Genomic DNA, 13,264 nt, shown 5'->3' on the forward strand with positions numbered 1-13,264 from the left:
ACGCGGGCGGGATGGTGCAGCCGGGGAAGGTGCAGCGGTGGTCTCTTTGCTGCAGCGCGAGGCGTTGAGCCGGGGTGATGAGGCGTTTCGCGTGGCCGAGGTCGAGGAGTTCGCTCTTCGATCCGAGCACGGCGGGGATGATCTGGGCGTCGCAGCCGAGGATCCGCGCCTCGCTCGGCGAGAGCGCCTGCGAGAACCCCGTCGTCGCCCACCCTTTCTCGGCGGCATCTTCCAGACCGGACATGAGGGTCTCGAGCGGGATCGTCACGACGACCTTCGCCTTCGTCCCCGACCCGGGCACATCCCGATCGGCTTCCGTTGCCGCGGCGACCATGTCGAGCAGCGCGTCCGCGCGGCGGGCGCCGGTCGAGCGGGGGTCGAGGTGGCCGTGCTCGTCGACGATCGGCGCGGACAGGGCGTTGATCGCGGCGGTGAAGACGGCCTCGGAGGCCGGGTCGAGTCGCAATGTCGCGACCAGCATCCCGTTGCGGTCCCGGTGGAACCCCGACAGTTCTCGCCGGTCCCGGAGGCGCTCGTGCTGGTCCTCGAGCCGCCCGGGAATCCCGTACTGCCCGGACAACAGATCCTCGATCGCCGCGAAATCCTTCACGGGCGCACCCTCGGCCGCATGGTCGATGAGGATCGCCAGCAGCGCGTCCCAATTCGGGTACTCGATGCCCCGCTTCAACCGCCGGAACGACTTCGCCACCACCCCCGCCAGGTCGATGCCGACCCGCCCCTCCGTCACCGCCGCCCGCAACGCCTCGACGTCATACCCGACGCACGTCTGCGCGACCTCGTGCAGACTCCGCGCCTGGCCCTTCGCCACCGGCACCCCGGCATCCCGGCACGACTGCTCCACCCACGCCCGCGCCCGCGGGTGATCCGACTCCGCGATCACCCCGCGCGTCGACGCATCCAACACGACCGCCGCCTGCGCGGCGGACGCCGCCGCGACCAGTTCCGCCGTCAACGCGGCCAAGCCCGCCAACTCCGCATTCGCTACCGCGGACAAGCCCCCGGAAATCCCGAGAATCGCGTCGATCTGCGCCCGCAACCCATCCCCGGCCGGCACGGCCGGCGACTCGGGAAGGGTGGTCGACGTCATGCCCCATTCTATCGAACACGCATGCGAGATCCGACTTATCCACAGGTCAAACGCCTACTGTGGCAAGCTTATTCGCCTCCGCTTGGCGCGCCGCAATGTGCCTGCGCTGCAATGAATTTCAAGACCATCTTTCGGTGTGATCTGTATCACATTAAGCATCCGCATCTCATGCCGGTCGACGCCCGACGGCTTGGCCCCTGCTTCTTGCTCCCCGCTCGCCGGCGGTTTGCGACCTTCGCCCAGCTCTTCCTGGGGTTGGCGGCGAGCGCCTTCTTCCCCGGGGTATGCGGCTGGCGTCCAGCTCTTCCTGGGTCGGCGGCGAGCGCCTTCTTCCCCGGGGTGTGCGGCGGGCGTCCAGCTCTCCTGGGGTTGGCGGCGAGCGCCTCCTTCCTCCGGGGGCGTGCTCCTGGCGGCCCCAAGGCTGCACCCCCTCGTCGCGGCACGCTGGTCGGGGCCGCGTTCCGGGCGTCAGCGCGGGGTGACCACGCGATCGACGAGGTTGACGGTCTCGGCGATGAGGTCGTCGGCGTCGTCGTCGCCGCTGTCGACGCCCTGCTCCAACCCGCGGGCGAGGGCGGCGTCGAGCACGGCGTCCAGGGCCGCGGCGACGAGGCCCGGGTCGCTGACCTGCAGGGAGCCGTCGTCGGCGCCGGCGAGCAACAGTTCGCGGAGGACGGTCACCCGGCGGCGGGCGTGATCCTCCGGGTGGGTGTGCCGGATCTCGCGACCCGCGCGGGCGGTGATCGGGTCGTCCCAGCCGGTGCGCAGCGTGCGCTCCACGACGTCGAAGAGGGCGGAGCGGGCGCTGTCCGCGTCGGCGGCGTCGACGGTCGTCCGGTCGAGGATGTGTTCCACCGTCTGCGTGACGAGCTGGTCCCGGTTGCCGACGTGGTAGAGCACGGCCGGCTTGCTCATCCCCGCCGCGGTGGCGATCCGCGACAGCGACGCGCTGCCCAGCCCGTGCGCGGCGATGACCTGCACGGTGGCAGCGACGAGAGTGGTTCGGCGGGGTTCGTCGACCGGCGGTTGCGCGCTCACCCGGCAACCCTAGACGCCACGCCTGCCCGACCCGACCGCAAGACGCCGGTCGATCCGCCCGACCGGCGCCGACTCTCCTTCGTCGGGGCCTGAATCCGCTTCGTCCGGGATCCGATTCGCCCCGAAACGCCCCGAGCTCGCCGGCACCCGCCGGCAGCCACGGCGTCGTCCGCGCGCTCCCTGCCCGCACCGGCCTCTCCGACGTCGTCGTCCGGGGGCTCCCTGCCCACCGCACTCGGGCCGCGCCGACCGCGGACGGTCTTGGCTCACCAACTGGGTCTCGACCCCGGCCGTGGCGCCCCTCGATGAGGGGCGGTCGCGTCGCCGCGAGCTCGGCCTGCCGCAGGGGCGACTGTTCGTCCCGCCCATCCTCGACCTCGCCGACGCCCACCAAGGGCGGCGCCTCGCACGACACGAACGCCGCTCCCGAGCGGGAGCGTTCGGCCGCCGACGACGTCCTCGCCGAGGCGCCGGGCGAGGCGCTCGACGCTCGGGTGGATCTGCCCCGGCTGCTCGTCATGCCGGCCGGCGGCGACCGCCTCGTCGTCGACCGGCCCGACCATCCGCAGGTGTCCGTCGAGGCCGACGGCAACGGCGACTTCTCCTCGCCCGCGACGGCTCGGTGCCGCGCCCCTGGGGACCGCCCCCGAGCGTGCCGCCCCGACGACCTCGCCGAACGCCCGGATCGGTCCCAGGGGCGCGACCTACCCTGGACGACGTGCCCTGTCCCGATCATCGCCCCCCGACCCCGGACCACCATCCGATCCCGACGCTGAGCCCGACTCCGGTACTGAGCCCGTCCATGCAGGTCCGTCGGGGGCGTGGCCGATGACGCTGAGGCTCGGCCGGCACGAGTACGCCGCCACCGATCGGCTCGTCATGGCGATCGTCAACCGCACCCCCGACTCGTTCTACGACCGCGGCGCCACCTGGGGGATCGAGGCGGCGCTCGAGCGGGTAGCCCGGGTGGTGCAGGAGGGGGCGGACATCATCGACATCGGCGGCATCAAGGCCGCGCCGGGCGAACCGATCGACGCCGCGGAGGAGAAGGATCGCGTCGTCGACTTCGTCGCGCGGGTGCGTGAGGACTTCCCGGACGTCGTCATCAGCATCGATACGTGGCGGGCCGAGGTCGCCGAGGCGGCCTGCGCCGCCGGGGCGGACCTCGTCAACGACGCATGGGGCGGCTACGACCGGGAGCTCGCCGGGGCTGCGGCGCGGGCCGGGGCGGCCCTGGTCTGCACGCACACCGGTGGCGTCACGCCGCGCACCCGGCCGCACCGCGTCGAGTACGACGACGTCGTCGCCTCGGCCATCGCCGACACGGTCGCCGAGGCCGAACGGGCCGTCGCGGCCGGGGTCGCGCGCGAGTCCGTCCTCATCGACCCCGCCCACGACTTCGGGAAGAACACCTTCCACTCGCTCGAGGTGACCCGGCGCCTGGGCGAGATGACGGCGACCGGCTGGCCGGTCCTCGTGTCCCTGTCCAACAAGGATTTCGTCGGCGAGACCCTCGACCTGCCGGTGGGGGAGCGCCTCACCGGCACCCTCGCGGCCACCGCCCTCTGCGCGTGGCACGGGGCGGCGGTCTACCGGGTCCACGAGGTGGCGCAGACGCGCCAGGTGCTCGACCTCGTCTCGAGCGTGCAGGGCCACCGGCCGCCGGCGCGCGCGGTGCGGGGGCTCGCGTGATCGGCGCCGCGGCCGTGGTGCCCGAGCCGCTGTGCGTGCTGCCCGAGTACGCCTCGCTCGCCGACCCGGGCGCGTCGTGGCGGGACGCCGCGGCGCGCGCGGTCGCCGCCGTCTGTGCCGAGGGGGACGAGGTCGTCGTGCTCGCCGCGGGTACCCCGTCGCCGCACCACTCGAACGCGCCGGCGGGGTTGCGGGTCGCCGCCGAGTACCTGCGCGCCGCCGGCGTGGACCGGCCGGTCGAACCGGTCGTCGTCGGCGCCGACGCGACGCCCACCCAGTGCGCGGCGCTGGGCGCCGCGCTGGCCGACACCCCGGGCCGCACCGCCCTGATCGTCGTCGCCGACGGGTCCGCCCGCCGCGGGCCGCGGGCCCCCGGCCACCTCGACGAGCGGAGCTTCGCCTACGACGACGTGTGGCGCAGGGCCGTCGCCCGTGGCGACCACGACGCCCTCGCGGCGCTCGACGCGCAGGCCGCCGACGACCTCCTCGCCCAGGGGCGAGCACCCCTGCAGGTACTCGCGGCCGCAGCCGCCCTCGACGCCGCGGACCGGCCACCGCCGGCCGTCGACGTCCTCGCCGAGGGCGACCCGTTCGGCGTGGCCTACCTCGTCGCCACCTGGACCTGGGCGCGCTGACCGCGCGGTCCGGTCGGTCGTCACTGCGGCTCGCGGGCTCGACGGTGTTCGCCGCTCGGAGTTTTCGGTCGCGCTCGCTGCGGCTCGCGGGCTCGCCTGCGTTCGCCGCTCGGAGTTTTCTGTCGCGCTCACTGCGGCTCGCGGGCTCGCCTGCGTTCGCCGCTCGGAGTTTTCTGTCGCGCTCACTGCGGCTCGCGGGCTCGCCTCCGTTCGCCGCTCGTCACTTGCGCAGCGGCCACCCCGTGTAGCACTCGGCGACGTAGCGCTGACCGCCCTCGGTGCCGACGACGCTGGCCAGCTCGCCGAGCTGGCGGCGCGAGTCGAACGACGCGCCCTCGCCGTTGCCGGGGTGGTGCAGCATCTGCGTCATCCAGTAGGAGAAGTTCTGCGCCCGCCACACCCGCTCCAGGGCGCGGGGCGTGTAGTGGTCGAGGACGTCGAGATCGTCCGCCGCGAGCGCGGACTCGATGAGCGCCGCGAGCGTGTGGACGTCGGCGAGGGCGAGGTTGAGGCCCTTCGCGCCGGTCGGCGGCACGGTGTGCGCGGCGTCGCCGGCGAGGAGCAGGGTGCCGTACCGCATCGGCTCCTGGACGAAGCTGCGGAAGCCGAGCACGGTCTTGTCGATGATCGGCCCGGTGTGCAGGTGGAAGTCGTCCTCGCCGGCGACGCGCGCCTGGAACTCGTCCCAGATCTGCTCCTCCGACCAGTCGTCCGCCTTCGTGCCCGGGTCGCACTGGAAGTACATGCGCTGCACCGTGGGCGTGCGCTGGCTGATGAGCGCGAAGCCGCGCTCGGAGTGGGTGTAGACGAGCTCGGGGGCGCTCGGCGGGGCCTCGCAGAGGATGCCGAACCAGGCGAACGGGTACTCGCGGCGGAACGTGCGACGCAGCCGCTCCGGCACAAGGTCGCGGCACTCGCTGCGCGACCCGTCGGCCGCGACGACGAGCGTGGGCCGCAGCTCCTGGGGGGTGCCGTCGGCGTCGGTGAAGCTCACCCGCGGAGACGTCGAGTCGACGTCGTGCACCGTGACGTCGCTGGCGCCGAACCGGACGTCGCCCCCGTCGCGCGCCCGCGCATCGGCGAGGTCGATGAAGACGTCGGTCTGCGGGTAGAGCCACACGGACTCGCCGATGTGGTGGCCGAAGTCGATGCGGTGGCTCACCCCGCCGAAGCGCAGGTCGATGCCCTCGTGCTCGTCGCCCTCGCGCAGGACGCGGTCGCTCACGCCGGTCTCGACGAGCATCCGGACGCTGTCGGCCTCGAGGATCCCCGCCCGGTGCGTCGTCTCGCTCTCGTCGCGGGTGCGGCGTTCGACGACGACGGAGTCGATCCCCCCGCGATGCAGCAGGTGCGAGAGCATGAGCCCGGCCGGACCGCCTCCGACGATCGCGACGGTGGGTGTGCTGACGACGGCGTCCTGCGGCATGGCTCCTCCTGGCGGCGCGGCGGCGATACCTCACCCACCCTGCCACCTCCCGCCTCCGTCGGCGTTCGCAACGACCTGCGCCGTGGTGAGCTCGATCGACCACTCTGCGGCGAGGGGAGTCGAGCGTGCGAGCCGAAGCGAGCGCGACCGCAGACATCGCCCCTCGTCGGGGCGCGCGACGGCCCCCGGTCGACGTCACGGGGCCGCGGCGAGCAGTTCCTCGAGGACCCGCCGCACGACGACCCGGCGCGCCCGGTCGGGGCGGGCGAGGGCGACGATCCAGCGCCGCGCCGGCACCCCGACCAGCGGCCGGAGCACGAGGCGGTCGGGCAGGCCGGTCGCGTACCGCGGCAGCAGCCCGAGGCCGTGTCCGGCGGCGACGAACGCGGCGACGAGGGTGTTGTCGGTCAGCTCCTGCACCCGCCGGGCGGGCCGGCCGGTGTGCAGCTCGACGGCGCGGAGGATCTCGGCGAACGGGAAGCCCTCCGGCACGCTCACCCAGGGTTGCCCGGCGAGGTCGTCCGGGCGGAGGCGGTCCCGCCCGGCGAGGGGGTGGTCGGCGGGCAGCGCCACGTCGATGGGCTCGCGTGCGAGGACCGTCCGGACGAGATGCCCCGAGCCGCGCAGGGTGTCGCCGGTGAGGCTGTGCCCGATGACGAGATCGTGATCGGCGGTGAGGGGCGCGTAGCCCGACTCGGGCAGGTCGGCGTCGGTGAGGCGCACGTCGATGCCCTGTGCGGCGAGCGTGAGCGTGGCCCGCGGGAGCAGGTAGGCGGCCGCGCTGGGCAGGGCGGCGACGCCGACCGTGCCGACGGCCCGGCCGCGGTAGGAGTCGAGGCGCGCCTGCACGTCGGCGAGGGCCGTCTCGACGTCGGCCGCGCCCTGCGCGAGGAGCCGGCCGGCACCGGTGAGGCGGACGCCGCGCCCGTCGGGTTCGACGAGGGGGACTCCGAGGTCCCGGCTCGCCGTCCTGAGCTGCTGCGAGACCGCGGACGGGGTCCGGTGCGTCGCGGCCGCCACGGCGGCGACGCTGCCGCGCTCCGCCAGTTCCCGCAGCAGCGTCAGGTGCCTCGCGTCCATGTAGGAAGCCTACTCAGACGATGCAGAACATGTTGCTTGAACTACATGGTCATCCCCTGGACGATGAACACGTGCCCGTCTCCCACCGCCTGCTCGCCGCCCTCGTCGCCGTCTTGTGGGGCGTCAACTTCCTCGCCATCCATGCCTCGCTCGAGCACTTCCCGCCGTTCCTGTGCGTCGCGGTGCGTTGGACGCTGCTCGCGATCCCGACCGTGCTGTTCGTGCCCCGTCCCACGGTGCCGCTGCGCTGGCTCATCGGCTACGGCGTCGGGTTCGGCATCCTGCAGTTCACGTTCCTCTACTGGGCGATGAACGCGGGCATGCCGACCGGGCTGGCGTCCCTGGTCCTGCAGAGCTCGGCGCCGTTCACCGTCCTCCTCGGGGCGGCCCTCCTGCGCGAGCGGCTCTCCGGGCTCGCGATCGTCGGCGCGGTCGTCGCGGTGGGTGGTCTCGCGATCGTCGGGTCGCAGCGTCTCGGGGGCGCGACGGGGTTTCCGTTCCTGCTCACGGTGCTCGGCGGGCTGGGCTGGGCCCTGGGCAATCTCGCCTCGCGCCAGGCCCGGCCGGAGAACCCGCTGCACCTCACCCTGTGGATGTCCGTGGTGCCGCCGCTGCCGATGTTCGCCCTATCGTGGCTCGTCGAGGGCCCGCACCGCATCGGGGCCGCGCTGTCCACGGCCCTGACGCCGCAGGCCGTGCCCGCGCTTCTCGGACTGCTCTACACGTGCGTGCTCGCGACCGCCCTCGCCGGCGGCGTCTGGACGTGGCTCATGCGGGCCCATCCCGCGAGCCGGGTGGCCCCGTTCTCCATGCTCGTGCCGGTCGTCGGGCTGAGCACCGCGTGGCTCGTGCTCGGGGAGCGGCCCGGCCTCGTCGAGGCCCTCGGCGGCCTCGTCGTCGTCGGCGGCGTGCTGCTCGGATCGCTGCGGGGCCGGCAGGTCCCAGCAGCGTCGGCCGCCCCGGTGGCGGAGGGCGCGGAGCCGGCCGCGCCACCCCTCGCCCGGCGGGCGTGAGGCGGCACGTCCCGACCCGCGGTCTTCGACCTCAGGCGAGACGCCCGAGCCGCGACGGCTGCTCCGCGACGGCCAGCGCGAGGCACCGGCCGAGCCCGGCCTGCGGCAGGAGGTGCGCGCCGAGACAGTGGTAGACGTCGGGTCGACCCGGCCAGACGGTGCCGGCCTCGCGCAGGTCGGCGTCGAGCTCGTTGATCCACGCCCCCCGCTCGTCGACGAAGTACGTGACCGCGTGGTCCCACAGGCGGCGGTACCAGCGCTCCCAGGCGTCGTCGCCGGTCGCGCGCGCCAGGGCGGCGCTCGCGGCGATCCCCTCGCACACGGGCCAGTGCAGGCGCAGGCGCGAGACGGGGGTGCCGTCCCAGTCGACGGTGTAGACGAGGCCCTCGTCGCCGTCGGCGGCCCACCCGCGCTCCAGCGCGGTCCCGGCGAGTCCGAGCGCCGTCTCCAGGAGCCACGGGTGCTCGGGCAGGGCCGGGGAGTGGGCGAGGTCGACGAGGTACCGGGCCCATTCGAGGGAGTGCCCGAGCGTCGCACCGAAGGGGCGGAAGGGGTGGTCGGGGACGTCGCGGTGATGGTCGAGGAGCTCGTTCCACGCGGGGTCGAAGTGCTCCGGGACGAGCCAGGCGTGCCGCCGCGCCCGCTCGCCCACGACCCGGTGCGCCATCGAGAGCCCCCGCTCGTGCCAGCGCGCGTCGCCGGTGACGTCGCCCATCGCGAGGAACGCCTCGAGGCCGTGCATGTTGGCGTTGGCGCCGCGGTAGGCCTCCTCGTCGGTGAAGTCCGCGGCGAACGACTCCGCCAGGGCGCCTTCGTCCTCGCGCCACAGGTGGTCCTCGACGACCTGGGCCACCCGGTCGAGCAGCCGCGGGCCGTCGGGATGGCCGGCGACGGTCGCCGACGCCGCCGCGAGCCCCACGTGCACGTGGTCGTACGCGCTCTTTCGCCCGTCGGGCCGGGTCGGGTCGCTCACCCACCCGCAGTGCCTCTCGTCGGCGAACAGCGTGAGGAGCGCGTCGACGGCGTGGTCGGCGAGCCGCCCCGCCCCCGGGATGCCGAGCATCGCGCCGAGCGAGCCCGCGTGCGCCATCCGCGCCGCGAGGAAGAGCTGCGGCGGCCGGTCGGCGGCTGGCCGGCCGTCGGCATCGAGGTAGGCGATGCCTGCACCGGGCACCGCCGCGCCCCGCGCGAACGCGAAGATGCGGCGCGCCCCGTCGTCCAGCCACGCCCGGTGGGTGGGGGAGTCGAGCCAGGAGTGGGAGGGGGCGGACAGGTCGGCCATAACGGGCACCTCCGGGGAGCGCGGGCGAGCCACCATCATCCTGCCGCACGAGCGGCGAACGGAGGTGAGCTTGCGAGCCGGAGTGAGCGCGTCAGAGGGCTCGAGCGGCGAACGGAGGTGAGCTTGCGAGCCGGAGTGAGCGCGTCAGAGGGCTCGAGCGGTGATCGGAGGTGAGCTTGCGAGCCGGAGTGAGCGCGTCAGAGGGCTCGAGCGGTGATCGGAGGTGAGCTTGCGAGCCGGAGTGAGCGCGCCAGGGGGCACGAGCGGCGAGCGGAGATGAGTGTGCGAGCCGCAGTGAGCGCGAGAGCGGGCTTTCGATGGGGCCGACCGAGCAGGGCCGCAACCGGGAGGGGGTCGAGGGGCCGCCGCGCGTCGGGTCGGACCGACGCGCACCGGGGTTTTCACGTCAACTGCACTGCCAATGGTATCCCGGCACCGAGCCCGACCCTCTGACCAGCGGCGATGTCAGCGCCGCCACCAAAGGCAGTGCAGTTGTCGTGAAAACCCCGGGCCCCGGCCCTCGGCTGGGTGTCGGGAGATGGCCGCGGCGGCGGCGCGGAGGGTGGCCGTGGCCGACGCGACGACCACGCCCTGGCCCATCAGCAGGGCCGTCGAACACAAGGAGTAGAACCCGACCCGGTACTCATGCCGGGGCGCGACGAGATCGACGCGATCGTCCTCGCCGGGCTGCCCGGTGCGATCGCGCGTCGTCCGAGCGGCAGCGTCCGGGCGAGGGCCCGTCCGGCGAGGGCCCGTCGGGCGAGGCCCGTCCGGCGAGGGCTCGCTCGGCACGACCTCATCGACACGGACCTCGATGAGTCCCCGAACCGGCGCCTGCCGCGGCGGACCGTCGGCGCGACAGCCGGGTCATTCGTGATCGAACGGTGACTCCCGGCACCGCCGGCCGGGTGTAGGTGATCGCGGATCACCGGCCCGGGTCGCGATCCACCGTGCGATGCAGGCGTATGTCACGATCTTGGCGTCACGGCACCCGTCCGGGTCATGCGCGGGGTGTTTGCGCACGACCCCACGCCACCCTCTTGCCAAACCTCCCCCGCGTCAGCAAGGTATACGTATGCATCTCAATGTCTCGGACAAGGACCTGATCGACGGCGCGGTCACCGTGCTCAAGGAGCCGCCCGGCCCGGACGCGCCTGCGCAGCAGGACCCGAAGGTCGTCGACACGGTGTCGCGGATGCTCGGCGACATCGAGAAGAACGGGCTCGACGCCGTCCTGCGCTACGCGAGGGATCTCGACGGCTGGGAGGGCGACTCCCTCGAGATCACGCCGGCCCAGGTGGCCGAGGCGGTGCAGGGCCTGCCGAGCGACCTGTGCGAGGCCCTGGAGGCGGGGGCCGAGCGCACCGCGCGCTTCGCCCGGATGCAGCGCGAGCACCTCACCGACTTCGAGGCCGAGGTCATCCCCGGCGTCGTCTGCGGCCAGCGGTACGTGCCCGTCCAGAACGTCGGGGCGTACCTGCCCGCCGGCCGGTTCCCCCTCCTGGCCAGCGCCTTCATGACCGTCGGCGTCGCCCGGGCGGCGGGCGTGCCCAACATCGTCTCGTGCACCCCGCCCTCGAAGAACGGGCGTCCGCACCCCGCCGTGCTCTTCGCGGCCCGGGCCTCCGGCGCCGAGAAGATCTACGCCCTCGGCGGCGTCCAGGCCCTGGCGGCCATGGCGTTCGGGCTCCTCGACGGGCAGCCGGCCGACATGGTCGTCGGCGCCGGCAACGCCTACGTCGCGGAGGCGAAGCGCCAGCTCTACGGGAAGGTCGGCATCGACGTCCTCGCCGGCCCGTCCGAGGTGGCCGTGATCGCCGACCACACCGCCTCGCCGGTGATGGTGGCGGCCGACCTGCTGGCCCAGGCCGAGCACGGCCCGTCCTCGCCCGCCTCCCTCGTCACCACGAGCGAGGAGCTGGGCGAGAAGGTGCTCGTCGAGATCGACCGGCAGCTCGGTGGGCTCGCGACCCGCGACATCGCCGGCGCGGCGTGGCGCGACTACGGGTCGGTCTACGTCGCCGACACGCGGGAGACCGCGGCCCGGGTCATGGACATCCTCGCGCCGGAGCACCTCGAGATCCTCACCGAGGACCTCGACTGGTACCTCGAGAACCTCAAGAACTACGGCTCCCTCTTCCTCGGGGAGTGGTCCACCGTCGCCTACGCCGACAAGGGGATGTCGGGCACGAACCACGTGCTGCCGACCGCGCGCGGCGCCCGCTACACGGCGGGGCTGTCCGTCCTCGGCTTCCTCAAGCAGCTCACCTACCAGCGCGCGACCCGCGAGGCGACCCGCCCGCAGGCCGAGCTCGTCGTGACGATCTCCGACTTCGAGGAGATGCCGGCCCACCGCGACAGCGCCCAGCTCCGGCTCGACCTCATCACTCCCTGATCCACCCCCGCACCGCCGGCCCGCGGCACGCCAGAAAGAAGGACCGACCCATGAAGTACCGATCCAGGCTCGTCACCGTCACGAGCGCCGTGTGCGTCACCGGGCTCGCCCTCGCGGGCTGCGGTGCCGGTTCCAAGACCGCCGCCAACACCGCCACGAAGACGACGTGCAACTTCACGAACCCGTCGTCCCCGACGACGGTCAACGTGCTCGCCTACAACAGCTCGGCCGTGGACCCGTTCACGAACACGATGGTGGCGAGCTGCACGCACGACAACGTCACCGTCAAGCACGACCCGATCGACTTCCCGGGGCAGGTCCAGAAGACGCAGGCGACGCTCGGCACGAGCAACGGCACGTACGACATCCTCGAGACGTACGGCTTCATCATCCCGGGCCTCGCGTCCGAGAAGAAGCTCAAGCCGCTCAACGAGTACTTCGAGAAGCACAAGGCCACCTACAAGCTCGACGGTCTCAACAAGGACATGGTCGAGCGCATGTCCTACAACGGACAGATCTACGCGATCCCCATGCAGGCGCAGGCCCTGACGTTGGCCTACCGCAAGGACGTGTTCGACGAGCTGGGTCTCAAGGCGCCGACGACGTTCCAGGAGATGATCGCGGCCGCGAAGAAGATCCAGGACTCCGGGAAGATGAAGAGCCCCATCGCCCTGCCGTGGCTCTCGAGCGGGGACCTCGGTACCGCCTACGTCGCGATGCTGGGCGCCTACGGCAAGCCGTACGTGGACCCCAAGACGAAGAAGCCCAACTTCGACACCCCCGAGAGCAAGCAGGCGCTGCAGACGATGGCGTCGCTGCTGCCCTACATGGACCCGCAGGTCACCACGTTCGACCAGCCGAAGGTCCAGCAGCAGATGTACAACGGGACCGCGGCGATGTCGATCATGTTCTCGGGACGCATGAACGACCTCACGCAGGCGACGAACAGCAAGTTCGCGAACTCGTTCGCGTTCGCGCCGCCGCCGGCCGCGAAGGCCGGTGGGCCCGTCTACACCCAGGTCTCCATCGACGGCTGGTCGATCCCGTACAACACGAAGCTCGACCCCGACCTGCTCTTCCAGATCGCCGCGACGTCCGTGAACGAGGAGGCGTCCAAGGGCGCCGTCCCCGCTGCCTACCCGGCCCGCGAGAGCGCCATCGACAAGTCGAAGATGGCGTACGCCGACGCCGTCCAGCAGTCCATCGAGAAGGCGCCGCCGCCCCAGATCCAGCCCTGGGTCGCGCAGATCAGCAACGACACGCTGCCCGTCCTCGCGAAGGTCATCGGCGGGCAGACCCCCGCGGACGCCGGCGCCCAGCAGATGCAGGCGATCGCCGAGAAGATCATGACGAAGTATTGACGTCGCTCGGGTCGGCGCGGGGTCCTTCCGGGCCCCGCGCCGGCGCCCTCCCCCTCGCACAGATCGGAGCCGCCAGATGCGCAGACGCGAGTTCTGGACCCTCGTGACACCGAGAGGCTTATTCACCGCAGCTCAAGCACCCAATAAGGACGGCATGAACCACAATTAAAGCAGAGGCAAGGCGCGGCGCGCCTACATGACGGACGGCTCCTTTCTTGACACGATTTGGGTTAC

10 protein-coding genes are annotated in these 13,264 nt (G+C 72.8%); 5 read left to right on the forward strand and 5 right to left on the reverse strand.

Going from position 1 to position 13,264, the window contains the following annotated elements; genetic code table 11:
• The coding region (locus tag ICW24_RS18820; RefSeq protein ID WP_226347261.1) for a DUF222 domain-containing protein at window positions 1-1,108 on the reverse strand (1,108 nt) is incomplete at its 3' end.
• A 468-nt stretch (window positions 1,109-1,576) separates the two neighbouring features.
• Window positions 1,577-2,146 (reverse strand): TetR/AcrR family transcriptional regulator, encoded by a 570-nt coding sequence (locus ICW24_RS18825; RefSeq protein WP_226347262.1) that lies wholly within the window; start codon window positions 2,144-2,146, stop codon window positions 1,577-1,579.
• 828 nt (window positions 2,147-2,974) lie between these two features.
• Between ICW24_RS18825 and folP the strand changes: the two genes are divergently transcribed.
• Window positions 2,975-3,838 carry a dihydropteroate synthase gene (gene folP, locus ICW24_RS18830; RefSeq protein WP_226347263.1) on the forward strand — a complete coding sequence of 288 codons (864 nt, stop codon included), beginning with the start codon at window positions 2,975-2,977 and terminating at the stop codon, window positions 3,836-3,838.
• On the forward strand, window positions 3,835-4,473 hold the full coding sequence (locus tag ICW24_RS18835; protein WP_226347264.1) for a class III extradiol ring-cleavage dioxygenase family protein: 639 nt from the start codon (window positions 3,835-3,837) through the stop codon (window positions 4,471-4,473). Before folP ends, ICW24_RS18835 begins: the two co-directional genes overlap by 4 nt.
• Window positions 4,474-4,693: 220 nt before the next feature.
• Here ICW24_RS18835 and ICW24_RS18840 read toward each other — a convergent pair whose 3' ends face one another.
• On the reverse strand, window positions 4,694-5,899 hold the full coding sequence (locus ICW24_RS18840) for a 4-hydroxybenzoate 3-monooxygenase (protein ID WP_226347265.1): 1,206 nt from the start codon (window positions 5,897-5,899) through the stop codon (window positions 4,694-4,696).
• 195 nt (window positions 5,900-6,094) lie between these two features.
• Window positions 6,095-6,979: a LysR family transcriptional regulator gene (locus tag ICW24_RS18845; protein ID WP_226347266.1), complete on the reverse strand. Its 885-nt coding sequence runs from the start codon at window positions 6,977-6,979 to the stop codon at window positions 6,095-6,097.
• 71 nt (window positions 6,980-7,050) lie between these two features.
• On the opposite strand from ICW24_RS18845, the gene ICW24_RS18850 reads away from it, so the two are divergent.
• Complete coding sequence (locus ICW24_RS18850; protein WP_226347267.1) at window positions 7,051-7,992, forward strand: EamA family transporter; 942 nt, start codon at window positions 7,051-7,053, stop codon at window positions 7,990-7,992.
• A gap of 31 nt (window positions 7,993-8,023) precedes the next feature.
• Here ICW24_RS18850 and ICW24_RS18855 read toward each other — a convergent pair whose 3' ends face one another.
• Window positions 8,024-9,274, reverse strand: a complete 1,251-nt coding sequence (locus ICW24_RS18855; protein ID WP_226347268.1) for an AGE family epimerase/isomerase — start codon at window positions 9,272-9,274, stop codon at window positions 8,024-8,026.
• A 1,075-nt stretch (window positions 9,275-10,349) separates the two neighbouring features.
• Between ICW24_RS18855 and hisD the strand changes: the two genes are divergently transcribed.
• Both hisD and ICW24_RS18865 read left to right on the forward strand, forming a co-directional pair.
• Entirely contained in the window at window positions 10,350-11,669 is a 1,320-nt protein-coding gene (gene hisD, locus ICW24_RS18860) for a histidinol dehydrogenase (RefSeq protein WP_226347269.1), read from the forward strand.
• A gap of 50 nt (window positions 11,670-11,719) precedes the next feature.
• Complete coding sequence (locus ICW24_RS18865) at window positions 11,720-13,030, forward strand: ABC transporter substrate-binding protein (RefSeq protein WP_226347270.1); 1,311 nt, start codon at window positions 11,720-11,722, stop codon at window positions 13,028-13,030.
• The last annotated feature ends 234 nt before the right edge of the window (window positions 13,031-13,264 follow it).

It is taken from the genome of Agilicoccus flavus (assembly GCF_014857905.1).
GTDB lineage: Bacteria > Actinomycetota > Actinomycetes > Actinomycetales > Dermatophilaceae > Agilicoccus > Agilicoccus flavus.